The following is a 23,604-nucleotide window of genomic DNA, read 5'->3' on the forward strand; positions in this document are numbered from 1 at the left end:
TCAGTCGGCGGAATATCGTGCTCCCGCTGCCGTGTAAATGTCCGAGTGGAATTGGCGAGCTACTGATTCGTGCCTTCCGAATCGGTATTGAAAGAAGTAGTTACTCCGCTATTCGCCGAGTAACGCCGTAGCCTCTAGCCCTCACTATACCACGGGCGTGCGGTCATAAGTTCCTGGATAGATGCGGATGGTCACAGATACTGCCGCATTTTCTGCATTGGGACCATTTTGGTCACGAGATCATCGGGTGTGGTTAATGTGCTGTTAAGAAATAGGCTCAGATTCTGTCCCCTGTCTCGGGCGAGGTAGTCGTCCGCCGGCCATCCCCTCACGGGCGTGGCAAGGGCACCAATGACAGGGGATGGTACGATGGCTGAAAAGTTCGACATGTCGAACTACACGCTGCTGTTCAACGAGCAGTTCGACAGTTTCCGCCTCTGGGGGCAGAGCGGTGCGGTCTGGAAGACGTCCGGCTATTGGGACGAGCGGTCCCTGCCCGGCAATGGCGAGAAGCAGTTCTACATCGATCCCAGCTACAAGGATCTGGGCGTCAACCCCTTCAAGCACTCCAACGGTGTGCTGACGCTCCGGGCTGAAAAGGCGCCCAGCTCACTCAAGTCCAAGATCGACAACATGGACTACACCTCGGGCATGATCACGTCCGAGCGCGCTTTTTCCATGCAGTACGGCTATTTCGAGATCAAGGCGCAGATGCCGGAGGGAAAGGGTCTGTGGCCTGCCTTCTGGATGCTGACCATGGATGCCAAATGGCCGCCGGAAATGGACGTAATCGAGATACTGGGGCAGGAGCCGGACAAACTCTATGGCACCTCCCACTACATCGACGCCAACGGAAAGAAGGTCGTGGACTACATCCGCAGCTTCGGCCTGTTCGACAGTTCCGACGGGTTCCACACCTACGGCATGGATTGGCAGAAGGATAAGATCGTCTGGTATTATGACGGCATCAAGGTCGGCGAAGCGGCCAACCACAGCTTCGACCAGCCCGCCTACATGATCGCCAATCTGGCGGTCGGCGGCTACTGGCCCGGCAGCCCGAATTCCACGACGCCGTTCCCGGCGGACATGAAGATCGACCATATCCGCGCGTACCAAAAGAAGGTCGACCACAAGGTCGTGGGCATCCCGAAAGATTGGTCCGCCATCGGGGCCGACGCCTTCACAAAGATGACGGCCGATGGGGCCAAGACCACATGGAATGAGGATTATACGCTTGGCAGCACGGAGACCAAGGTCGTCCTGCTGAATGACTGGGCGCGCCACATCACAGGCAACGACAAGAACAACTATCTCGCTTCCGCCAACGGCCAGTACATCGAGCTGAAGGGCGGCAAGGGCAACGACACCTTGCTGGGCGGTAAGGGAACAGACGTCTTCATCATCCGCAACGGCGACGGCAACGACACCATCCTGGACCTGTCCAACAGCGTCAACAACACCGACAAGATCCGCCTGGAAGGCTTCCACTTCACCCATTTCGACGATGTGAAGCCCTGGCTCAGCCAAGTCGGGTCGGACGTGATCCTGCGGCTGGACAAGGATCAGGCCCTGCTGCTGAAGAATACAAGCATCGCCAAGCTCGAACCGGAGATGTTCGTCTTCGCAAAGTCGGTGGCAGCCCCGGCCAATGCGCCCGCGGTCTCAGGCTCCACTCCGTCCACCTCGTCGGCGGTCAATATCGGTGTCGGTACTACAGAGGCGGAGAAGCTCAAGCTCAGCGGCGGCTACGTTGTGGAGCAGAAGAGCGGTGTCTCCGGCGGGGCGCAGATCAAGCTGACCGGCAGCGGCGAAGCATCCGGCACCTTCACCGGTGCGGACGGCACCTACAAGATCAGCGTCCGCTATCTCAACGAGTTCGACGGAACCGCCAACTTCGCGGTCAAGGTCGATGGCAAGACCGTCAACTCCTGGACCGGCAGCGGCAGCAACAGCACGGACGTGGCCCAGACCCGCAGCTTCACCGTCGATCTGGACAAGGGCGACAAGATCACCCTGGCCGGCACCCAGGGTGGCTGGGAGCAGGCCCGTTTCGACTGGATGAAGATCGAGAAGGCGGTATCCGGCCCGACCATCGGCGTCGGCGTGACGCAGGCGGACAAGCTGACGCTGAGCGGTTACGTGAAGGAAACCCATACGGCCGCTCACGACGATACGCTGATCATGGTCCAGGGCAGCGGAACGGCAAAGGGCACATTCTCCGGAAAGGACGGCCACTACAAGCTGGCGGTCGGCTACCTCAACGAGGATGACGGCGCGGCCGACTGGTCGCTTCAGGTCAACGGCAAGACGCTCGGGTCCTGGACGGGCTCGGGCGGCAATGGGACGATCCGGTCCCGTGTCTTCGAGCTGGACCTGCATACGGGCGACCAGATCACGGTGACCGGAAGCCACGATGTGGGCGAATATGCTCGTGTCGACTGGGTCAGCGTCACCGATCGGGTCAATCTGGTCGGCGTTGGCACGGACGGTTCCTGGAGCTGACGAAAGGCGCGGCGCCGGCAGGCTGGTCTGGCAACGTAGTTATCCGCTGCTAAGTATCGTGGAGGCCACTCCCCAATTGCCGGTCGACCTACTCCTTCTCCCGGCGATGGCGGGCAGGCGGTCCACGCTATCCTGAGGATATCGGCGGGGCCGCTAACCGCCGGCCGAAGAAATCCGCACCAACGGGGGGAACCATGCACAGGACCATCGCCGGTTACGGCACTGCGATTGCGCTTGTCCTGGCTCATCTGCCGGTCCAGGCCGAACCGCTGCAACCACAGTCGCAGGTCGCGCAGAACCAGACCGGTTCCGGCGGGGGAGCAGGTGCCGGAACAGGCACAGGCGGAGCAGCCGGCGCTGGGGCTGCCGCCGGTGCGGCATCCGGGACGATGTCGATCCTGCCGCTGGTCGGCGCAGCGGCGCTGATCGCCGGCGTCGTTGCCGTGGCTGTGGCCGATGACGACGATGACACCGTCCCCGCAACATCCACGACGACGACAACTGCGACCAGCACACGCTGACTGCAAATTTCCACGGCAGTCCAAGAGAAAAGGCTCGCCTGCCTCCAAGCAGCGGGCCTTCTTCATGCCGGCGATCCGGACGCGATCCGAAACGGTCGTCTAAACCACTAACCTCAATCGCCCTGTCGAGGTTGTATCATGGGAAAGAGGTACATTCCATCTTGCTGTCCAGTCATCTTCTGTCCCGTTGCGACCCATGTGCCACAAGCAGAAAGTAAATATCGGTCTGCCTGAAGCATAGAGGTGTGCGATGCGAAAATGGATCGTCGGACCTGGATTTGCAGAAGAGTATGACTTGCACGGCACAAGCGGGAGGGACGTCATCCTGCCGCGAGCCGCGACATCCGTTCATGATGGCGCCGGAAACGATAAGGTTTTCGGTGCCGATAATACGGCCCAGACATTTTATCTCTCCAGCGGGCGTGACGTGATCCACTTCGGCGTTGGTGACTATCTCTTCACCCGCTCGCCCGACCAGGATCGTGACAAGTACATATTTCATGCGCCGGGACGCGGCGGGCGGGACGCAGAGGCAGTCGATGAGTCCGCCCGCATCATGATGTTCGATATCGCCCGGGATGAACTCTCCATTCGCGGCTATACCACCCGCGATCTGGCCGGACCTGTGGACTGGATGCTGACCCGGAACGACGGACCGCCCGGCGACTTCTTCTCCGACTGGTTCTGGTCGGCCGACATGAAATTCAAAGACGGGACGCACCTTCTCGTGGAAGGCGGCACGCTGGGCGAGACCCCGCCGGACCCCACCGATCTGGCTGTGAAGATTCCTGGGCCCTCGGACCTGTTCTGGTACGCCTGACCCGGTCCAGGCGGGCGGCATGCGTTGAGGGCGGGGGCAGAGGTCCCCGCCCTTTTTTGCGACCGTTCCGGCGGAAGTGCCCGCCCTTGACTGTTCAGGAGGGGAGGGAAGGCCGTCCGCATCTGCTCGCTTGTGGTACCCCGGCGATGTCCCGGAAATGTGGCGGAGCTGAATCGTCTACACAGTCCAGGGGTGCTTCTGGGAGGGGGAGCCATGCGTACGTCCACGATGCGCCGCAAGCCCATATCGCCAGGGCAATGCCGGGCGGCCCGCGCAATCCTGATGATGACAAGGGAAGTCTTGGCCAGGAAGGCGAAGATCGCGAACGCCACGCTGGCCGACTTCGAGCTGGGCAAGAGGACGCCTCATTCCCACACATTGTCGGTGATCCGATCCACCTTGGAAGAGCACGGGATCGTCTTCATCAACTCCGGCGGATCGGGCGCTAGACAAGGAGAGGGGATATTCCACGCGCTGTATTGATGCCTCGATGCTCCACAAGCGAATTGCCGCGTAGCCGTCTGGCAGAACGGCCCTGCGTCGGCTCGCTCGAGCAGGAAGTCGTAACGTACCGAAGCTGTTGTCAGACGAATAATCCAAGATTAACCAAATATACGGGCTATGATAGCAGAAGAATGTCTCTTACGAGGAAAGGTGCATTGACCTTGGAATGATTAAGACTTGCGTTGACTTTGCCGAATCTGGGTGGGCATAATCCGGCATTGTCTTCCGGCATTTACACTGCCGCACTGGAGAAAACCCAATACTGTGCCAGAAGCCTGCTGCGATGTAGCCGGGCAGCTCTTCCCTGTTCTTTTTCAGGACAAGGAACGCTGCTTGGACCACTCGGTTCAACAGGGGTCGAAAATGGCGATACAGAACAGGACAGGGCCGGTCCGTGCCGCCGGCCCGGTGCTTCCCCAGAATCTTATCCTGTGCGCCAGTCTGGCGGCAGTCGTCTGGATGGCGCCGATCGGATACCTGTTTGCACGGCAGGCGGATTGCTCGGCGGATGCGCCGGCCGATGCACCCAATCCGACTGACTCGGACCAAGCAGGCCTCGAGAAGAACAGGGATACAGCCGCCGTCCTGGGCAAGGCGCTACTCTGGGCCATGCAGGTGGGAACGGATAGCATCCCGGCGGATGCCGGACCACCGTAGCCGGACCCTGCGTTCAAGCCCAGGAACCTTCGAGGCAATGTTTTCCCGGGATGCCTTCCAGGACTGCCCCGTCGCCTTCCGACCCGGACGGCCGCGGGCAGTGAGAACCTGCCCGATGCGAGGCGGGCCAGGACGGAAGCGCAGAGCGTGACCATGCCGGGAACTGAATTCCTGAGGCAGCAGCGCCGCGCCGACCGACATGAATGGGATAGCCTGAGTGGTCCCACCGTATTCATTCTATACTGAATAAGAAACCATTCGGCCGCCCTACCCTGATGGGAACACTTTCGGCGACTTCGGACGAAAAACGCCATCTCCTGCATGGGGGTTTCGTGAAACAAGCCCCTCCCGATACTTCTAAGCCATGCCGCGGCCGGCGTGTCCGTCAGCCTCGGAAAAGAAATCCTCCAATGGATGCGTCCAGTGCGGGCCGGGTCGCCAGTACTGGAGGGAGAAACAACATGGCTAGAATCCCTAGTGCGTCACTTGCCGCGATGTGCATCGCCGCCACTTTCGGCATGGCAGCCTCCGCGTCCGAACTGGTCTACCGCCCGGTCAATCCGTCCTTCGGCGGGGACCCGTACAACAGCAACCATCTTCTGGGCACGGCCAACGCCAACGATCGGTTCAAGGACCCGAACGCGGTCGATCCCTTCGACCTGATCGAAACAGACCCCCAGCGGCAGCTTGAACAGGCCCTGCGGGATAATCTGATCTCTTCCCTGGCGTCCCAGGCGTCCCAGACGATCCAGAACGCCGGGCCGGGCACCTACGAGATCGGCGGCACCCGTATCGTGATCAGCGATGCCAACGGGCAGCGGACGACAACGATCACGAACCTGGATACCGGCGCCACCAGCCGGATCGTTGCGCCGATCCCGACCGGCACCCCTGGACTGCCCGGCGGCTTCTGACCCGCTGAACCCCCTCCGGTTCCCCACTGAAGGTGGGCGGGGCCGGCTGCTGCCAAGGAATTTCCGACCATGCGTGCAATCCGTAACCTGCTGCTGGCCGCGGCAGGAACTCTCGCGCTCGCCGCCTGTACATCAGGCCCGTCGCACCTGGAACTGGCGCGCTCCGAAGCGCCCGAACATGAACTCAGGACCGGAGCCCTGAACGAGCTCCAGTCCCTGCCGCCGCCGCTGCACAGGATCGCGGTCGCCGTTTACGGCTTCAATGATATGACCGGGCAGAACAAGCCCAATGAGAGCTTTCCGGAATATTCCCGCGCCGTGACCCAGGGCGGGACCTCGATCCTGATCAATGCCCTGGAACGCGCCGGAGACAGATCCTGGTTCACGCCCGTCGAGCGCTCTTCTCTGCAAGCCTTGCTCCAGGAGCGGCAGATCATCCGGGTCACCCGCCAGGAATATGGCGGCGACAACCTTCCGCCTCTGCCGCCGCTGACCTATGCCGGCATCATGCTGGACGGCGGCATCATAGGCTATGACAGCAACACGCTGACGGGCGGCTTCGGCGCGCGGTTCCTCGGGATCGGCGCCAGCACGCAGTACCGCCGGGACACCGTGACGGTCTATCTGCGGGCCGTCAGCGTCCGGACCGGCGAGGTCCTGAAAAGCGTCAATATCAGCAAGACGATCTACTCGATCGGCGTGGATGGCGGCGTCTTCAAGTATGTCGACTACAAGAAGCTGCTGGAAATCGAGACCGGCCTCACCACCAACGAGCCGGTGACACTGGCGGTCAAGACCGCGGTCGAGAAAGCCGTCCACACGCTGATCATGGAAGGGCTGATCGACGGGTACTGGACCTTACAGGACCGGTCCCTGGTGGAGCCCCTGGTCAGCCGGTACACGCAGGAGCGGGACGGCGTCTACGGCGTCGAGACCATTCATGCCTACCAGAACGGGGTCCGGCTGGAGCCGCCGACGAGCCAATCGCCGGTCATTCGGAACGGAAGCCCGGAAGCCGAACTGGCCCCCAAGGTGGAGCCGGGCGTGCCGGAGGCGTCCAGCGGGCCGACCTACGTGCTGCCCAGCGGCCAGAACCCGATCCCGTCCGGGGATCGCCGGAGGATGCCGCCCGGCAAGTAATCCTGATCTTCACCGGGGGATCTATTCCGGTCCCCCGGTCTCCACCCAGTGCATTCGTTGGGACCTTTGACATGTCCGCTGGGCAATTCCGCCCGATTATAGAAGCGAAAGGCTAAAATCCCATGCGCAAAACACTTCTCGCGGCAGCGGCCCTGATCGCCTTGACCTCTCCGGCCATGGCAGGCGAGTTCAGCGACGCCTATATCCTGCAGATCGGCGGCTCCAACGCCGCGACCCAGGACCAGACCGGCTCCCGGCATTCCGCTGCGACTGTGCAGGCTGGCGATTTCAACTTGGCCGAAACCGTCCAGACCGGCTCCTACAATACCGGGCTGATCCTCCAGGCCGGCGACAAGAACAACGCCTTTCAGAGCCAGACCCGGGGCGGCGATGACAACTTCGCCAGCGCGAGCCAGAGCGGCGACTATCACTGGGCCTTCCAGAACCAGTATGGCGACGACAACTTCGCCAAGCTGACCCAGGTCGGGCGGAACAACCTCAGCCGCTCCACCCAGACCGGCGACGACGGCATGGTCCTCTCGTACCAGGACGGTCGGTGGAACCGGTCCTACGTGACCCAGGAGTCGGATGAAAGCTTCGCCAAGGTGGTCCAGATCGGCGACCGCAACGAGAACAACCTGACCCAGAAGGGCAAGGCCGACCACAAGGCCACCGTACTCCAGGTCGGTGACTACAACACTGCCGACCAGTGGCAGGACGGTAAGAAGAACGAGGCCGATGTGGTCCAGATCGGTGACCGCAACGATGCCGAGCAGCGCCAGTACGGCGAGACCAGCGACGCCAAGATCGTCCAGATCGGCGACGACAACGAAGGCACCCAGTTCCAGAGCAGCTCCGCCTCCGGCAACGACCTGGACATCGTCCAGATCGGCGACAAGAACGAGGCCGACCAGACCCAGTTCGGCCGCGGCAGCGACGGGCTGGCGATCCAGATCGGCGGCGGCAACAAGGCCGTCCAGCTGCAGAGCGGTCCCGAGCATGAGGCCAAAATCCTCCAGGTCGGCATCGGCAACGACGCCAACCAGGAGCAGCGCGGCAACGTGTTCGAGGCCACGATCCTGCAGGTCGGCGGCTGGAACACCGCCGATCAGGTCCAGTATGGCGCCCGTGACAACGAGGCCGTCGCCGTCCAGGCCGGCTTCTACAACACCGTGACGCAGAGCCAGGACGGCCGCGCCCATGAGGCGATGGCGGTCCAGGTCGGCTGGAACAACAGCGCCACCCAGACCCAGAAGTAATCGGCTGCGGGTGGGGGTCTATTCCGGCCCCCACCCTCCTCTCCCGCCTATTCGTTCGGACCTTTCCCATCGGTCCGGGGCAATGCCCCTCCACCACCCCATAGAAGAGAAACAATCATGAAGAAGATCCTTCTCGCCGCCACCGCCCTCGTCGCCCTGTCCGGCGCCGCCAACGCGGCCAGCTTCAGCGATGCCTATGTGCTCCAGATCGGCGGCGGAAACGTCTCCACCCAGGAGCAGATCGGCTCCTACCATGACGCCGAGACCAGCCAGTTCGGCCGCAAGAACGACGCCCATGTCGTCCAGACCGGCGAAAGCAACGATGCCGAGGTGAGCCAGCACGGCTTCCGGAACGACGCCACCGTGACCCAGTTCGGCTACAAGCTGGACGCGGAAGTCTCGCAGGACGGCGCCCTGAACGATGCCACTGTGACCCAGGCCGGCTTCTACAGCGACGCCGAGGTCGATCAGGACGGCTTCGATAACGCCGCGACGATCGCCCAGTTCGGTTCCGCCGATGCCTTCGTGACGCAGGATGGTTCCTGGAACGAGGCGATGGTGATCCAGACCGGCATCGCGCATTTCGCGACGGTGACCCAGGACGGCAAGAGCAACGAAGCCACGATCCTGCAGGCCGGTTTCGGCAATGACGGCAGCGTGGACCAGTACGGCTCCCGCAACGACGCCTGGATGGTCCAGGTCGGGGCCGGGAACTCCGCCATGGTCTCGCAGACCGGCTACAAGCATGACGCCGTCGTCACGCAGTTCGGTCACGGCAACAGCGCCTACGTCACTCAGCGTTGATCCGGCCGGTCAATGGGGGACTTCGGTCCCCCATTAACTTCAACGACAGATCGAGGCTGAAATCATGCGTATCGGGACGCTCCTGGCCACCCTCATGTGCCTCATGACCATTCCGGCCGCGGCAAGCGAGCTGTCGTTGCTGCATGCCGGTTCGCCCCTCGGATCGGACGGGTGGGGCGAGGCCTCCATCCTCCAGGCTGGCGCGGGCAATCTCGCCGTTCAGGAACAGATCGGCTACAGCAACGGGTTCGTCGCTCAACTCGGCGTCGGCAACTCCGCTTCGCAGTTCCAGGCCGGCGCCAGGAATCAGGCTTTCACCTTCCAGTCCGGAGAGGGGAACGCTGCCATCACAAACCAGACCGGAACCGGGAACTCGGCGTCAACGCTCCAGTACGGCAAGGGAAATGTGGCCGTCACCAACCAGTCCGGCAGCTTCAACTCCGCCAGCATGGTCCAGACCGGCCTTCAGTACCTTCTCGTATATCAGCGTGGGGCCCTGAACCAACTGACGCCCGGGCAGGTTCCGGCACAGTCGGCACTGATCCTCCAGCAGGGCGTGAACGCCGAACCCACTGTCATACCCCTCCGGGGGCGGTGAACCGCCGCAACAATCGGTGTCCAGGACACCGGCACCCGCACGGCCTTTGTCAGAGGCCGGGCCGGGGCGTCAGCCCCGAGGATCGCCCCGGCGATCCGGATTTTAGCCAGCCTCAACCCGGCATGCCCCCATGCCGGGTCTTTTCCATGTCCGCTCGCTGCCCGCAACTGCCTTCCGCATCGAGAATGCGGGGCGTCACACGCCGTCTGCAACTGTTGACGACCTGATCGCCAAGCCGTCGGCAGGAATGAAAGTGCAGCGGCCCGGTCCTGCGCAGGCCGATCAGTAGTCTGCGGCGCATCGATTGGGAACAGAACCGGAAGGATTGCTTGAACAGATGAGGGAGCGCCTCCGCCATTACTGGCAGTTCGTCCAGTCGAGCCTTTGGTTTGTGCCGAGCCTGATGTGCATCACGGGGGTGGCGCTCGCGGTCGCTCTGCTCGTCTGGGGCACAGGCTTGATCGAGGATTCGGCGAGCTATTGGATATTGCACACCGGCGACGTGGATAATGCGCGTGAGCTGATGTCGGCGCTCCTCTCCGGCATGATCACGATGTCGTCCCTTGTCATCTCCATCACCATGGTTGTGTTGACGCTGGCAGCCGGCCAGATCGGCCCCCGGCTGATCCGGAACTTCATCCAGGATCGCGTAACGCAGACGGTGCTGGGCTTCTTCCTGGCCGACATCCTGTACCTGCTGGTGGTCTTCCGCTCCGTGGACAACGGCAGCGATGCTGTGCCCCATCTGGCGGTGACGGTGGGAACGGTGCTGACCGCGGCTTCGATGCTTGTCCTGCTGTTCTATGTTCACCGGCTGGCCCGCTCCATCATCTACGACAATTTCATTCAGAGCGTGGCCGTGGAACTCCGCAGCGCCATCCGGCATCTCTTGCCGGAGGAGCAGGATTATCGGCCACCTTCCTATGAATTGGGAGAGGACCATGGATGGATAGATATGGGCCGGGATGGCTATATTCAGTCTGTCAACCATAAAGCGCTGGTGGATGCCGCCTGCAAAGCCGATGCGGTGATCCGGCTGCATGTCCGGCCCGGAATCTTTGTTCTGAGCCGCGGCGAGCATATGGCCATCTATCCGGCGGCCGCACGGACCGACGAGGTTTGTCGCCAGGTACGGGATGCCTTCATTATCGGGTCCGAGCGGGTTCCCACGCAGGACATCGAGTTCGGATTCCGCCAACTGGTCGAGATCGCCGCGCGGGCCCTGTCGCCTGGACTGAATGATGTCTTCACCGCCGTGGCGGTGATCGACAACATCTCCGCCGGTCTGACCGACATTTTCGCGCGGGGGCTTCAGCCATCCACCAGGTGCGACCGGAACGGCGCTCTGCGCCTGGTTCTGGACGTTGCGGATTACAGCAGCATCGTCGGCGAGGCGTTCGACCAGATCCGTCATTCGGGCCGCGGCAATCCCGCGATCCTGCTCCGCCTCGCCGACGCCATCTCGCGCCTCGCCCCCTGCATAAGCTTGGCGGCCCAGCGGCGGCCGGTGCTGGAGCAGTTGGACATGATCCTGGATGCGGCCGAACGCAACATCGCCACGCCACGCGATCTTGCGATGATCCGTGCGAAGTGCCAGGAAGCCCGGAACCGCCTGGTGCAGGGCTGATATCCTGGTGTGATGCCTCGGCCCTTATTCGATCGGCGGCGTGGGAAGGATCGTGAGTTCGTGGACGTCCACGCCCTCGGGCTGGCTCAGGGCGTAGACGACACTACGGGCCACATCGTCGGGATTGAGGGAATTCGGCTGCGGCGCGTCGAAGAAGGGCGTGTTCACGACCCCCGGTTCGATGAGCGTGACACGGACACCGGTGCCGCGCAGCTCCTCGCGCAGGCCGTAACCGATGGCGGAGACCGCCCATTTCGTGGCGGCGTACATTGAGCCGGCCAGCACCCGCCGTCCGGCGACGGAGCCCGTGATCAGCACATGACCGCGCGCCGCCTTGACATGCGGCAGTGTGGTGCGGAGCGTGTAGGCCACGCCCAGGATGTTGACGTCCACCATCCTGCGCCAGCTTTCCGGCGGCGCGCCGGAGAAGCCACCGGGCTTTCCGCCGGTACCGGCATTGGCGAAGACGGCGTCGATGCGGCCAAACCGTTCGGCCACTGCGTCAGCCATCCTTTCCTGGCTTTCGTAATCGGCGACATCGCAGGGTACGGCGAAGGCGTTCTCCTGCCCGATCTCCTCCACCAGACTGGTAAGCTTGTCGGCGGATCGGGCTGCCAGTGCCACGCGCCAACCGTGACCCGCGGCGGCGCGGGCCGTTGCCGCGCCAATGCCGCTGGACGCACCGGTGATAAGCAGGACTTTGCCATCTGGCATGGGCGATTCCTCCGAATTCCGAAGTCATGAAGCTCGCGCCGGAATGTCCGGACCTGCATCCAACGGCCGGGGCAGGCGGTTGGTCCGGTGGCTGCATGGATGGCCCGCCTGGATTCCCCTCTGCGGAGAGGGCGTGAGTGGTAACGCTTGGGGGAGGGTTGAAGTAGGGACGCTTGTCGATCTTACTGAGAGCCTGGAACTCCTGACAGGACGGCAGTGCGGCAGGTTTTTGCCGCCCCACCCGGGTGAGTTCGGAAACTGCCGCGCAGCCGGGCTTGAGCGTTGAACCCGGCGGGCGGCTTGCATGAGACTCCCAACATGCTTCATTTGACGGATGAGCTGCTTGTTGCCTATGCGGATGGTGAGCTGAGCCGGGAAAGCGCCTCGTGGGTCGAGGCCGAGTTGATGCGCAACCCGCAGGCGCGCAAGCGGCTGGATGCGTTTCAGCAGGTGTCCGGCCTGGTGCTCAAGGCCCACAGGACGGCAGGGCAGGCTGGCAGGAGAGTGGAAACCGCTCCTGCCGTCTGGATGCGTCCGGCCGGCTATGCCCGTGCCGGTCTGGCTTTCGCCTGCATGGCCGGGCTGCTTTGGGTTGGCGGCGATCTGGTGTCGCATGATACGGGCAGCCAGAATACGCAGCAGGCGGCGGTGAGCCACTCCGCCCCGTCGGAGACGGAAGAGGCGAGCAGGGTGGACCCTTCGGGCGACGTGGTCATGGCCGCGTGGCTGCGGGGAACCCACGCGGCGCCCTATCGGTAGAATTCAAGGCACCTGTGGATTGGATGACCACAATAATGGCGTGATCACCGGGAAGTCCGGTGCATCACGCCATTACGTTTTCAGCTTCACGTTTTCAGCTTCGTGGATTTTCCCGCACCGGCAATGCTCGCCAAACAGGGAACGCCTCGCGGCTGAGGAGGGGCGAGCTGCGGAAACTGACAGGCTTGCGCGTCAGAGGGAATTTCGAGCGCGGTTTGAAAGTAATCGGCAGCGGCTATTCTTTAAAAAGAATAAAGCCCGTATTTAACTTGTGCGCCGATTGCTCCGCTGGAGAACCGTTGTCGAGGCGGTCCGGCAGGGTGCATCACAAGCACCTGAGAAGAGTACAACATAGCCGGGCATGGGGTCTTGCCCTTTCAGGCGATGTTCCAAATTTACAAGGGGTAATCCGCTTTCGGACAATGAAGGGGCTTTCACCCGCTTGTGGGGCTGTATCTACCCGATCTATCCGGGAGATGTGTCGGCATTCCCGCTCCGCCCGGCTAGTTGACTGGGACAGCGGCGATAATCCCTCCGCTGGTCATTACGATTGACAAAAATTTATGTATTTCTGTGTCTGTCGGGGCGGGAGGCAGAAACGGCGCGTCATCGCGCTGGTGAATTACGGCACGTGCGCAGTCCTCGAACCGCAGGCAACGTGTCATGACTTTGACGGTCCCATATTCAGTACAGTCCGGTGCCGAATGGAAATGGCCGGAGCCGGAGGAAGATACTGCGGTATCGAATAATTCCGAAGCAAAAGAGTCCGTCGCCGCTTCCCAGGATCATGTGCACTCACTGCTGGATGTGTTGCCCGGACTGAGGCGATTTGCAAAATCGCTGACCGGCAGCATGGCGGAGGCGGACGATCTGGTGCAGATGGCGGTGGAGCGCGCCTTGCGTCAGCCGCAGGCGCTGGGGGGCGTTGCCAATCTGGGCAGTTGGATGCGCTGCGTGATGCGCAACGGCTGGCTCGACAACCGGAAGTCGGCTTGGCACCGCTACAGGGTCTCCGAGGAGAGCTCCGGCGACGTGATCGGCGAGGATGGCGAGAGTATCGTTGCTGTGCGTTCCCAATTGAGAGCCGTTCAGGCGGCCATGGCGGCACTTGCGCCGGAACTTCGCGAAGCGCTGGTCCTGGTTGCCGTCGAAGGTTTGAGCTACCGTGACGCGGCGGAGCGGCTCGGCATTCCGGTCGCCTGCCTGAACAGCCGCGTAGCCCGGGCGCGGGCAACCCTGGCGGAGGAAGTCGGGCTGCTGCCCGCCAAGAACCCGAAGGGGCGCTAGTCCAGCCGGACATGTTGATTGCGGCGGCGGCATGAACTTCGCCGGATGCGCGGCGACAGCCGCCGCCTCCTTCCAGTCAGCAACAGCTTTCGGCCCTGCTCCCGGAAGCGGTCTGCCCCGCCGCCGGACGGGTGCAGCATTCCTCGGTTAGAAAGCCCATCAGGCTGTCCATCTGCCGATAGACGGGGCGGCAGTACAAGGTGCGCCCGCCCCGCACCTGCTCGATCAATCCGACGGTCACGAGCTGCTTGACGTGGTGGGACAGGGTGGAGGGAACCACTCCCAGTTCCTCACCTAATGCGCCGACCGGAAGTCCCTCATCCCCCGCCTGGACCAGCCGCCGATAGATGGCGAGACGGGTCGGATGGCCCAGTTCGGCAAAGCAGCGGGCGGCGGTCTCCATATCCATCGAGACATTCCTGTACTGGGCGGTCATGGCGGCGCCAAGGCCGCATTCCGCCAAGATGGTCCGTCGCCTCCGCGATTTCCAGATTTGCGGGCTCCGGCCGTCGCGGCATTGACACGAGCCGAATCTTTCATCATCGTCGAAGGATGGAAACGAAAGCCGCCATTGAAGCGTTCGCGGCCCTGGCCCAGGAAACCCGGATCGGGGTGTTCCGCCTGCTGGTCCAGGCCGGTCCGAACGGCCTGTCCGCGGGAGAGATATCCCGTCAAGTGGGTGTTCCCGCCTCCACACTGTCCCATCATCTGGCGACGCTGGAGCGTGCCGGGCTGCTGCGCTCCTGGCGGGTGCAGCGCCAGATTTTCTATGCCTCCGATTTTGAGGGGACGCGGCGTCTGCTCGCCTTCCTCATGGAGGATTGCTGCCAGGGCAGGCCCGAACTCTGCGGGTCCGGCTTCGCCGATGCCGCGGCCTGCGAACCGGATTGCCGGGATCGGTAACCGCACATGGCCGCCGACGGAAAGGAGTGACCATGTCCGAGCGGGTCTTCAACGTCCTGTTCCTGTGCACCCACAACTCCGCCCGCAGCGCCATGGCGGAGTGCATTCTGAACCGGGAAGGCAAGGGCCGCTTCCGCGCCTTCAGCGCTGGAAGCCAGCCATCCGGGCGTATCAATCCCCATGTCCGCGACCTGCTGAACCATCTCGGCCACGACACCGCAAATCTGCGCTCCAAGAGTTGGGATCAGTTCGCAGTGCCCGGCGCGCCGCAGATGGACCTGATCTTCACCGTCTGCAACAGCGCGGCCGGCGAGGTACGCCCGGTCTGGCCCGGCCATCCGACGACGGCGCACTGGGGTTTTCCCGACCCGTCGAGCGCTACAGGCACCGACGCGGAGAAGGGGGCCTTCACGGCCGATGTCTACCGGCAGACCCAGAGCTGCCTACAGGCCTTCGTGGCGCTTCCGATCGGCTCGCTCGACCGGCTCCGCCTGAAGCAGAGGCTGGATGAGCTGGCGGACCAGTCCACCATTTCCGAACCGGAGGAGCCCGCATGAGCGCGGTCACCATCTACCACAACCCGGCCTGCGGCACGTCGCGCAACACGCTGGGCCTGATCCGGAATGCCGGGATCGAGCCCACCGTGGTCGAGTACCTGAAGACGCCGCCGGAGTGCGAGAGGCTGGTCGAACTTGTGCGTGAAATGGGCATTCCGGTCCGGGCGCTGCTCCGGCAGAAGGGCACCCCCTATGTAGAGCTTGGCCTCGATGATCCGGCTCTGACCGATGACCGGTTGATCGACGCCATGATGGCGCATCCCATCCTGATCAACCGACCGATCGTTGTGACGCCCCTGGGCGTGCGCCTGTGCCGCCCGTCGGAGGTGGTGCTGGACATTCTTCCCGCCCCACAGCGCGGCGCCTTCACCAAAGAGGGTGGCGAGCAGGTCGTTGACGATCAGGGCCGCCGCTTGGCGTGAGCGAGGAACAGATGACCACAGCCAATCCCGCCGCCCGCCTCGCCAAGACGCCCATGGGAGTGTTCGAGCGTTACCTCAGCCTCTGGGTCGCTCTGGCCATTGTGGCCGGCATCGCGCTGGGCACCCTGCTTCCCGGACTGTTCGGAGCCATGGCCGAGCTCGAATTCGCCAGCGTCAACCTGGTCGTCGCGGTGCTGATCTGGGTGATGATCTATCCAATGATGGTGCAGGTGGATTTTTCCGCCTTGCGCCGGGTGGGGGACAAGCCCAAGGGGCTGGTCATCACGCTGGTGGTGAACTGGCTCATCAAGCCCTTCACCATGGCCGGGCTGGGCGTGCTGTTCTTCGAAATTCTGTGCCGGGACTGGATCGCGCCGGCCGATGCCAAGGAATACATCGCCGGCCTGATCCTGCTCGGGGCGGCTCCCTGCACCGCAATGGTGTTCGTCTGGTCGCAGCTCACCCGCGGGGACGCCACCTACACGCTGGTGCAGGTGGGATTGAACGACGTCATCATGGTGATCGCCTTCGCCCCCATCGTGGCGCTTCTGCTGGGCGTTACCGATGTGATCGTGCCATGGGACACGCTGCTGCTGTCCGTCGTCCTGTATGTGGTTCTGCCTCTGTTGGCCGGGTTCCTGACCCGCCGCCGGCTGGAGGCGGGCGGTGCCGGGGCGGTGGGCGCCTTCAGCAACCGCTGCAAGCCCTACACCGTGATCGGCCTGCTGGCGACAGTGGTGCTGCTGTTCGGTTTCCAGGGGCCGCCTATCCTTGAGCAGCCGGTTGTGATCCTGCTGATCGCCATCCCGCTGCTGGTGCAGAGCTACGGCATCTTTCTGATCGCCTTTCTATGGGCCTGGGCATGGCGGGTGCCCTTTGCCATCGCAGCGCCGGCTGCCCTGATCGGCACCTCCAACTTCTTCGAGCTGGCGGTGGCTGTGGCGATCAGCCTATTCGGCCTGGACAGCGGGGCGGCGCTTGCAACAGTGGTGGGCGTGCTGGTGGAAGTGCCGGTGATGCTCTCCCTGGTGGCGCTGGCCAATCGCACCCAGGGGCGGTTCGCCCCTGCCTGTCCGTAATCTCCCGAAGGCCGACATGCCCGACACAGAAGCACCTGATCTCGACACTTTCCCCAGCCTGGATGAACTTTTCCTGGACATTCCGGACCTAAACCAGCTGACGCCTGCAAGACCATCCACGCACCCTCCGCGAATCCTGCTGCTCTACGGCTCCTTGCGCGAACGGTCCTACAGCCGCTTTCTGACGGAGGAGGCGGCGCGATTGCTGCGGCGCATGGGGGCGGAGACCCGGATTTTCGATCCGCGCGACTTGCCGCTGCCGGACAGCGTACCCGCCGACCACCCCAAGGTGGTCGAATTGCGGTCCCTGTCGCAATGGTCGGAGGGGCAGGTCTGGGTCAGTCCGGAACGGCACGGCACCATCACCGGCATCCTGAAGGCACAGATCGACTGGCTTCCGCTGGAAAGCGGGGGTATCCGCCCGACCCAGGGACGCACGCTGGCCGTGATGCAGGTGTCCGGCGGCTCGCAGAGCTTCAACGCGGTGAACGCCATGCGCGTGCTCGGCCGCTGGATGCGCATGGTTACCATCCCGAACCAGAGCAGCGTTCCCAAGGCCTTCCAGGAATTCGACGAGCAGGGGCGGATGAAGCCCTCGCCCCTCTACGACCGGGTCGTGGATGTGATGGAGGAGCTTTACAAGTTCACCCTTCTGGTCCGGGACCGCAGCGACTACCTCACCGATCGCTACAGCGAACGTCGTGAAGAGGCACTGAAGCGGGCCTCCGAAGCGGCGACCCTGGCGGCAAAGGCCATGGACGGGCGACGCTGACCAGGGCGCGGGGCAGTGGGAATATTTTGAAGAAAATAGAAATGAGCATTGACGCGCATCCCGGGCGCTGTTATTTCGAATAACATCGAAATGAAAGACGGGGCCGTGCCGGAGCAGACGGCGTGGCCCGGCCTACCTACCTGGGAGAATGGTGATGAAGCATCCCGCACACCCCATTGTCGTGATCGGCGCCGGCCCGGTCGGTCTTGCTGCCGCCGCGCACCTGCTGGCCCGCGGACTTGAACCGCTGGTGCTGGAAGCCGCGTCCGATGTGGCCGCGAACATGCGCGACTGGGGCCATGTCCGTCTCTTCTCACCCTGGCGCTACAATATCGACAGGGCGGCGCGTGCCCTGCTGGAGCGGCATGGTTGGGCCGGACCGGACCTTGAATTGCTGCCCACCGGTAGAGACCTCGTGGAGCAGTATCTCCGCCCGCTGGCGGCTCTGCCGGACATTGCCGGCCGGCTGCGGCTCGGTCACCGCGTGGTCGCTGTCAGCCGCCGGGATGTCGACAAGGTGAAAACCGGCGGGCGAGATGCTTCGCCATTCGTCGTGCGATACGAAACTGCGGATGGCGAGGTTGAACTCCTTGCCAGCGCCGTGCTCGACGCCTCCGGCACCTGGGCCACGCCGAACCCGTTGGGTGCGAATGGCCTGCCCGCCATCGGGGAGAAGGCATTCGCCAGCCGTATCCATTATGGCATCCCGGATGCGACCGGCGCCTTGCGCAACCGCTATGCTGGCCGGTGCACAGTGGTCGTCGGGGCCGGCCATTCGGCGGCCAACGCCTTGCTTGACCTGGCGCGTCTGGCCGGACAGGAGCCCGGAACCCAGCTGGTCTGGGCCGTGCGCGGCACGGACCTGCGCCGGGCTTTCGGCGGCGGCGATGCCGATGCGCTGGTGGCCCGCGGCGCCTTGGGAACGGCGCTCCGGAACCTTCAGGCCGGCGGCGGGCTGGAGCTGGTGACCGGGTTCAGGGTGGTGAAGGTGGCGGCTGCGGGCGAGCAGCTTTTCCTGGAAAGTTCCGATGGCCGCCGCATTGAAGGCATCGACGAGATTGTCGCGGCGACCGGCCAGCGCCCCGATCTTGTGCCGTTGCGAGAGTTGCGGCTGAAGCTCGATCCCTGGTTGGAATGCACAGAGGCGCTGGGACCCCTGATCGACCCGAACCTGCACAGCTGCGGCACGGTCCGGCCGCATGGAGTACGGGAACTTTCCCACCCCGAACCGGGATTCTATACGGTCGGCGTCAAGAGCTACGGCCGGGCACCGACCTTCCTCATGGCGACGGGGTATGAGCAGGTCCGGTCCATCGCCGCCTTCCTGGCAGGCGACACCGAAGCTGCCTACGATGTGCAGTTGGACCTTCCGGAAACAGGCGTGTGCAGCAGCAACCTGGGACCTGACCCGCTTGCCGGTGCGGACGGCGGATGCTGCGGCGGACCCGCTCCGGCGGACGCGGATGCCTGCTGCGCCAAGGACGCCGGTATCAAGGCCTACGACGGGGCGGGATGCGGCTGCGGCGGCACGGCCGGGCAGGAACCCGCAACCCTCAACCCGGCGCCTGTGCCTTCCGGCTGCTGCAGCCAGAGGGCGGCATGACATCGGCCTTTCCGGCCGGAAGGGCCGCTTTTCCGGCCCGGGAGCGCCCCCGTCGCGGCCTGATCGCAGGGCTGGGGGTGGCCCAGATCATCTCATGGGGGACGCTGGTCTACAGCTTTCCCCTATTGGCGGCTCCGACGATGCAGGTGTTCGGTCTTGCCCGGACGGACGTGTATCTGCTGGCGTCCATGGCATTGTCGGTTGCGGCGCTTGCGGCCTATCCGGTTGGCGTTCTCATCGACCGGGGACATGGCCGAGCAGTAATGGGATCGGGGTCCATGCTGGCCGGCATCGGCTTCCTTGGCTGGTCGCAGGCGCAATCCGTCTGGCAGCTCTATCCTTTGTTCCTGCTGCTCGGCCTTGTGCAGGCGATGGTGCTCTATGATGCGGCCTTCGCCACGGTGGCGCGGCTGACGGGCTCCGGCGCACGGCGCGCCATTACCGCGCTGACCCTTTGGGGCGGCTTCGCCAGCACCGTGCTGGTGCCGGTGACGCAGCTTCTGCTGGACTGGCTCTGCTGGCGTGGAGCCGTCGCTGCATTGGGGCTTGCCAATCTGGCGGTCGCTGGGCTGACCGCAGCCATTCTGAGGGAACCGGCCTTGCCTGCGGCCCCGGCCGGCCCCGATACGCTTGCCGCGAACCAGCCGACTATGCCGGCCCCCCTCCGACAGGCGGCAAGCCGGGCAGCATTCTGGCTGCTGCTCCTGGCCTTCGCCGCTCATACCGGCATCTTCACGGCGTTGAGCTATCATCTCTACCCGTTGCTGGTGGAGCGCGGGTTGGAACCAGCAGCCGTGGTAGGGGCCATCGCCATGATCGGCCCGGCCCAGGTGGCCGGACGGATCGCAGTAACTGCTCTGGCCGGGGATCTGTCCGTCAGCCGACTGGGATCGGTGGTCGTGGCCGGGTTCCCGCTGGCCGTGCTGCTGCTTCTCGGCTCCGGCTCCACCCTGCTGATGGTCCATGCCTTTGCGGTGCTCTACGGGGCGGCCAACGGCGTCATGACCATCGTGCGCGGCCTTGCCGTGCCCGAAATGCTGTCCCGGACGGGATATGGTGCGATCAATGGCGCGATGGGGGCGCCGGCGACCCTGGCCAAGGCGGCGGCACCTGTGCTGGGCGCCTATCTCTGGCAGGCTTCCGGCGGCTACAACGCCCTGCTCCTCGCGGCGATGGCCGGGGCCGCCATGGTTGCGGCCTGTTTCTGGGCAGCGGTGCTCAGCCGGTGAGGGGGGGCCTCCCTGTCCTGGCGGCCTACTCCCGGTACTCAACCAGCGTATCCAACAGTACATGGACGGCGATAGCTGCGGGAACTGCTAGCAGCAGGCCCCATATGCCCCATATGCCGCCACAGATCAGGACTGCAACAATCAGTGCGACGGGGTGCATTCCCACCGTTTCCGCCATCAGCAGCGGCTGAAGCAGATTGCCATCGGCGACCTGGATGATGGCATAAAGGGCAAGCGCCCAGACCACCTGGAGGTCGAGCCCCCATTGGGCATAGGCGACCAGGACCACGGGAACCGCGGCCACTACTGCCCCGAGAATCGGAATCAGCGCCGACACGCCGGTGATGGTGCCGAGCAGCATGGGCCAGTTCAGCCCCATCGCATAAAAGGCTACTGTGGCCACGGCGCTGACAATCAGGATTTCATAGGCTTTGCCGCGTACATACCCGCCGAGCCGATCGACCAGCCGCGGCCAGAGCCGCTGGAGCACGGGATGGGCCGGAACCATACGTCCGAACCAGGCCAGGATGCGGTTCTTGTCGAACAGGAGGAAAAATACGGTCAACGGCACCAGGACCAGATAGATGCCGATGTTCAGCAGCATTTCCGCTGAGGCTGGCAGCAGCCCAAGCAGTGTCTGCACCCGTCCGCCGAGATCCTGGCGGAGTGATGCCATCAACTCAAGCGCATCCGTGCCGTCGAGCAGATCCGGATAGGCGGACACCAGCGTGACCACCAGGTCGTTTAGCCGCTGCAGCAGCACCGGTATGGATGTGAGGGCCGCAACGGTCTGGGACCAGAGCATCGGGATCCCGTAGAGCAACGCTGCCGCCAGGGCACAGACGAACAGGCCGAACAGGCCGCCAAGGGCTGGAAGACGGGGGAGGCCGGCCCTGACCAGAATATCGGCCAGCCCGTCGAGAAGGTATGCGACCAGCAAGGCGATCAGAACCGGTGCCAGCAGATTCCCAAAGGATAGCAGCAGGAACGTGGTTCCAACAGTAAAAGCCACCGGCAGCATCGTCCCGGACATCATGCGAGTCCGGTCGGCTCCAGCCGGTCTGGACAGTGTGTCTGTTACCCTCTCATGCGGGCGGGGTCGGTGCCGGGGCATGCTCGCGGGTTGTCCTGACCTCATCCTGGCAGCCCCGTCCGGCAATCGGGTTCCTGCTTCCGCGCTGTGACGAATAGCGTCAGCGAAAATACCGACGGCGCTGGGCATGCGCCATGCAGCGGCTGCGTTTCCGCCACCACATGGCGGCGTTTCAATAAGCGCGCCCAACGCCGACTTGTTCCATTCGGACGGTCAGCGTGGCAGACGCGTGCGATGGACCACCGGTCGATGGCCTTCGGCGTTCAGTGCGCCGGAAGGAGCGATATCCTCGTTCGGAACAGGGTGCATGCCTTCACCGGCACTGCGGTCGTCCGCAGCAGGATGATCAGCTTGGCGGAACTCCTCCGTAGCACGCTTCATCGCCAGGGCCCGGTTCGCATTCTTCACCGTAGCGTCCTTGGCTGCCTCGGTTCGGCGCCGGTCGAGTTCCTTGTTCGCACGCTGCAACGCGGCCGCCAGAACGTCGCGCTTGGCCCTGGTACCGGCGTCATCCCTGGCCGTCCCCTCCGCCTTGCCACGCATTTCCCGACGCTGCCGATTGGCAATATTGCGAGCACGATCGCGCCGATCGCGCAGCAGCCTGATCAGATCCGCCAGCTCGCCCTCCGCGACGCCTTGGATTGCGGGATGGTGGGTCCGGGCGACAATGTCCTGCTCTTCCCGGGTCAGGAACCGTGCCTCTTCCTGTCGGCTGCGGGCCATGCTGTATTTCTCCCATTCTACATAGCATCATCATATTCTACAAGGAAAGTGATAATTGGTTCCATCAAAATCCAGCATATACTCAGGTTAGTGAAGAATAGAATGGAATACGTAGCAGAATTGTTGCTCGCTCTTGTTGAGGAATTGCCGCTGTGTGTCGGCAGGAACATGCCAGTAAGCTGCGGCTTTCGATGCTCCTGCAAAGATAATCTGTTGTCGCCTGACTTTATCTATATTCTCGCGCGTATTGCCATGGGTTTTCTGGCGCATCCGCCAGCCCGTTTCAGCTGCATCAGTCTCGTAGGTACCATTACGCCACTCATAGGATCATCGCGACTGTGAACCGACGCCCTTCGGAGGGGTTCTTATCGGTGTGCACCGCCCGGCATGTCACTTCCGAATGGTTTCGAACTTCGGCCGGTCGTCGTCGCTGAGCAAACATGCAACAGAACAAGGTGATCCATGCCTGAACAGCGCACCCACGCCCTGAGCGACGTCCTGGACCAGCTGGAGAGCTCGGCCCACGGCGAGAGCATCGCGGTGCAGGAGGTGATCGAGAAACTCGGTCGGCATTCCTTTGCAGCCCTGATGTTGGTTTTCTCGCTGATCTCCACCTCGCCGGCCAGTGCGATCCCTGGCATCACGGCGATCGTCGCGGTAATTGTCTTCACGCTCGTGGTGCAGATGATCTTTGGCCGAAAGTGTGTATGGCTGCCGGCTTTCATCACTCGCCGTCGGATGTCCACCGCGAAGCTGTGCAAGGGGATCAGTTGGCTGCGCAAGCCCTTGCGCTTCGTTGAGCGGTTCTTGAAGGCGCGGCTCACCTTTCTTCTCCACCGGCCATGGCTGCTTCTGCCACTGACGCTGATTCTGGCGCTGACGCTTTTCATGCCGTTCATGGAGGTCATTCCGACCTCCGGCTCCATCGCGTCGGCGGTGATCGCACTGTTTGCCGCCGGGCTTCTGACCCGCGACGGTGCGCTTGTCGTGGTGTCGCTGATCCTGCTGGCGGGCGTGCCAGTGGCCGTCTGGTATTTCGGCTTCAGCTCCTGACTGATCCTGCGCCGGATCGAGGGCGCCGCCGATTTCACAACATTGGATTTACCCCGGACGCAAC

The 23,604-nt window shown here is 63.4% G+C and carries 24 protein-coding genes; 20 read left to right on the top strand and 4 right to left on the bottom strand.

The window, feature by feature from the left end; all coding sequences use genetic code 11:
- Positions 1-369 precede the first annotated feature (369 nt).
- The 10 genes from DOL89_RS17630 (at position 370) to DOL89_RS17680 (ending at position 11,346) form a co-directional block, all read left to right on the top strand.
- Positions 370-2,502: a family 16 glycosylhydrolase gene (locus DOL89_RS17630; RefSeq protein ID WP_162937636.1), complete on the top strand. Its 2,133-nt coding sequence runs from the start codon at positions 370-372 to the stop codon at positions 2,500-2,502.
- Between the two features lie 194 nt (positions 2,503-2,696).
- Positions 2,697-3,023 carry a hypothetical protein gene (locus tag DOL89_RS17635; protein ID WP_119680691.1) on the top strand — a complete coding sequence of 109 codons (327 nt, stop codon included), beginning with the start codon at positions 2,697-2,699 and terminating at the stop codon, positions 3,021-3,023.
- A 295-nt stretch (positions 3,024-3,318) separates the two neighbouring features.
- Positions 3,319-3,843, top strand: coding sequence for a hypothetical protein (locus tag DOL89_RS17640; RefSeq protein ID WP_119680692.1), 525 nt, complete (start codon positions 3,319-3,321; stop codon positions 3,841-3,843).
- Positions 3,844-4,056: 213 nt separating this feature from the next.
- Positions 4,057-4,326 (top strand): helix-turn-helix domain-containing protein, encoded by a 270-nt coding sequence (locus tag DOL89_RS17645; RefSeq protein ID WP_225890027.1) that lies wholly within the window; start codon positions 4,057-4,059, stop codon positions 4,324-4,326.
- 1,139 nt (positions 4,327-5,465) lie between these two features.
- Positions 5,466-5,918, top strand: coding sequence for a curli assembly protein CsgF (locus DOL89_RS17655; protein WP_162937637.1), 453 nt, complete (start codon positions 5,466-5,468; stop codon positions 5,916-5,918).
- A 69-nt stretch (positions 5,919-5,987) separates the two neighbouring features.
- Positions 5,988-7,058 (top strand): CsgG/HfaB family protein, encoded by a 1,071-nt coding sequence (locus tag DOL89_RS17660; protein WP_119680695.1) that lies wholly within the window; start codon positions 5,988-5,990, stop codon positions 7,056-7,058.
- A gap of 122 nt (positions 7,059-7,180) precedes the next feature.
- Positions 7,181-8,317 carry a hypothetical protein gene (locus tag DOL89_RS17665; RefSeq protein WP_119680696.1) on the top strand — a complete coding sequence of 379 codons (1,137 nt, stop codon included), beginning with the start codon at positions 7,181-7,183 and terminating at the stop codon, positions 8,315-8,317.
- A 117-nt stretch (positions 8,318-8,434) separates the two neighbouring features.
- Positions 8,435-9,121: a hypothetical protein gene (locus tag DOL89_RS17670; RefSeq protein ID WP_119680697.1), complete on the top strand. Its 687-nt coding sequence runs from the start codon at positions 8,435-8,437 to the stop codon at positions 9,119-9,121.
- A 64-nt stretch (positions 9,122-9,185) separates the two neighbouring features.
- Positions 9,186-9,719: a hypothetical protein gene (locus DOL89_RS17675; RefSeq protein WP_119680698.1), complete on the top strand. Its 534-nt coding sequence runs from the start codon at positions 9,186-9,188 to the stop codon at positions 9,717-9,719.
- 337 nt (positions 9,720-10,056) lie between these two features.
- A complete protein-coding gene (locus DOL89_RS17680; protein WP_119680699.1) occupies positions 10,057-11,346 on the top strand; it encodes a DUF2254 domain-containing protein in 1,290 nt (429 codons plus the stop codon).
- Positions 11,347-11,370: 24 nt separating this feature from the next.
- Here the strand turns inward: DOL89_RS17680 and DOL89_RS17685 are convergent, their stop codons facing one another.
- A complete protein-coding gene (locus DOL89_RS17685) occupies positions 11,371-12,060 on the bottom strand; it encodes an SDR family oxidoreductase (RefSeq protein ID WP_119680700.1) in 690 nt (229 codons plus the stop codon).
- A gap of 318 nt (positions 12,061-12,378) precedes the next feature.
- On the opposite strand from DOL89_RS17685, the gene DOL89_RS17690 reads away from it, so the two are divergent.
- Positions 12,379-12,819, top strand: coding sequence for an anti-sigma factor family protein (locus DOL89_RS17690; RefSeq protein WP_119680701.1), 441 nt, complete (start codon positions 12,379-12,381; stop codon positions 12,817-12,819).
- Positions 12,820-13,608: 789 nt separating this feature from the next.
- Entirely contained in the window at positions 13,609-14,106 is a 498-nt protein-coding gene (locus DOL89_RS17695) for an RNA polymerase sigma factor (RefSeq protein WP_162937638.1), read from the top strand.
- A gap of 76 nt (positions 14,107-14,182) precedes the next feature.
- Here the strand turns inward: DOL89_RS17695 and DOL89_RS17700 are convergent, their stop codons facing one another.
- Positions 14,183-14,515 (bottom strand): ArsR/SmtB family transcription factor, encoded by a 333-nt coding sequence (locus DOL89_RS17700; protein ID WP_119680703.1) that lies wholly within the window; start codon positions 14,513-14,515, stop codon positions 14,183-14,185.
- A 143-nt stretch (positions 14,516-14,658) separates the two neighbouring features.
- Here DOL89_RS17700 and DOL89_RS17705 point away from each other — a divergent pair, with 143 nt between their 5' ends.
- From DOL89_RS17705 to DOL89_RS17735, 7 genes are all read left to right on the top strand, one after another.
- The gene (locus DOL89_RS17705; protein WP_119680704.1) at positions 14,659-15,009 is read left to right on the top strand and encodes an ArsR/SmtB family transcription factor; all 351 of its coding nucleotides are present in this window, start codon (positions 14,659-14,661) and stop codon (positions 15,007-15,009) included.
- A gap of 32 nt (positions 15,010-15,041) precedes the next feature.
- The gene (locus DOL89_RS17710) at positions 15,042-15,566 is read left to right on the top strand and encodes an arsenate reductase ArsC (RefSeq protein WP_119680705.1); all 525 of its coding nucleotides are present in this window, start codon (positions 15,042-15,044) and stop codon (positions 15,564-15,566) included.
- Positions 15,563-15,988 carry an arsenate reductase (glutaredoxin) gene (gene arsC, locus DOL89_RS17715; protein ID WP_119680706.1) on the top strand — a complete coding sequence of 142 codons (426 nt, stop codon included), beginning with the start codon at positions 15,563-15,565 and terminating at the stop codon, positions 15,986-15,988. Before DOL89_RS17710 ends, arsC begins: the two co-directional genes overlap by 4 nt.
- A gap of 11 nt (positions 15,989-15,999) precedes the next feature.
- The gene (gene arsB / locus DOL89_RS17720; RefSeq protein ID WP_119680707.1) at positions 16,000-17,067 is read left to right on the top strand and encodes an ACR3 family arsenite efflux transporter; all 1,068 of its coding nucleotides are present in this window, start codon (positions 16,000-16,002) and stop codon (positions 17,065-17,067) included.
- A 16-nt stretch (positions 17,068-17,083) separates the two neighbouring features.
- Positions 17,084-17,839, top strand: coding sequence for an arsenical resistance protein ArsH (gene arsH / locus DOL89_RS17725; RefSeq protein WP_119680708.1), 756 nt, complete (start codon positions 17,084-17,086; stop codon positions 17,837-17,839).
- 148 nt (positions 17,840-17,987) lie between these two features.
- Positions 17,988-19,442 (top strand): FAD-dependent oxidoreductase, encoded by a 1,455-nt coding sequence (locus DOL89_RS17730; RefSeq protein ID WP_119680709.1) that lies wholly within the window; start codon positions 17,988-17,990, stop codon positions 19,440-19,442.
- Positions 19,439-20,671: an MFS transporter gene (locus tag DOL89_RS17735; RefSeq protein ID WP_119681344.1), complete on the top strand. Its 1,233-nt coding sequence runs from the start codon at positions 19,439-19,441 to the stop codon at positions 20,669-20,671. The genes DOL89_RS17730 and DOL89_RS17735 overlap by 4 nt, the downstream gene beginning before the upstream one ends.
- Positions 20,672-20,696: 25 nt before the next feature.
- Here the strand turns inward: DOL89_RS17735 and DOL89_RS17740 are convergent, their stop codons facing one another.
- Together DOL89_RS17740 and DOL89_RS17745 are read right to left on the bottom strand one after the other, a co-directional pair.
- Positions 20,697-21,707: an AI-2E family transporter gene (locus DOL89_RS17740; protein WP_205574720.1), complete on the bottom strand. Its 1,011-nt coding sequence runs from the start codon at positions 21,705-21,707 to the stop codon at positions 20,697-20,699.
- Between the two features lie 270 nt (positions 21,708-21,977).
- Entirely contained in the window at positions 21,978-22,487 is a 510-nt protein-coding gene (locus DOL89_RS17745; protein WP_119680711.1) for a hypothetical protein, read from the bottom strand.
- Between the two features lie 462 nt (positions 22,488-22,949).
- Between DOL89_RS17745 and DOL89_RS17750 the strand changes: the two genes are divergently transcribed.
- Positions 22,950-23,540, top strand: coding sequence for an exopolysaccharide biosynthesis protein (locus DOL89_RS17750; protein ID WP_119680712.1), 591 nt, complete (start codon positions 22,950-22,952; stop codon positions 23,538-23,540).
- Positions 23,541-23,604: the final 64 nt, after the last annotated feature.

The organism is Indioceanicola profundi, from assembly GCF_003568845.1.
In the GTDB taxonomy this organism is placed as follows: Bacteria; Pseudomonadota; Alphaproteobacteria; order Azospirillales; family Azospirillaceae; genus Indioceanicola; species Indioceanicola profundi.